Genomic DNA, 255 nt, shown 5'->3' on the forward strand with positions numbered 1-255 from the left:
GATAGCACCTGGTTGCCGCCTTTCAGGAAGCACAGATCGCAGTTGCCGTGCATCGTCTTGCCGCTCATATTCGGCAGGCCCAGGTCAAAATCTTGTGCTGCCCAAAATGCGCTGACGTCAGCCACGGCCAGGCCGGCCGCCGCCAGGGGCGCTTCTTTCACTTCGTGCTTGCCGTAGTCCTGCGTCGACAGCCGCGCCACGCGCATGGGCTCGTCGGCGCGCATGCCGATAAACGTGGTCCACTCGACCAGGCCT

General features: G+C 63.5%; 1 pseudogene. It reads right to left on the reverse strand.

The features are described from left to right. Nucleotides 1-255 (reverse strand): annotated as a pseudogene (locus GCN74_RS29105) (Nin-like protein); the annotation flags it as partial.

The sequence above is a fragment of the Janthinobacterium sp. FT14W genome, assembly GCF_009208755.1.
In the GTDB taxonomy this organism is placed as follows: Bacteria; Pseudomonadota; Gammaproteobacteria; order Burkholderiales; family Burkholderiaceae_D; genus Janthinobacterium; species Janthinobacterium violaceinigrum.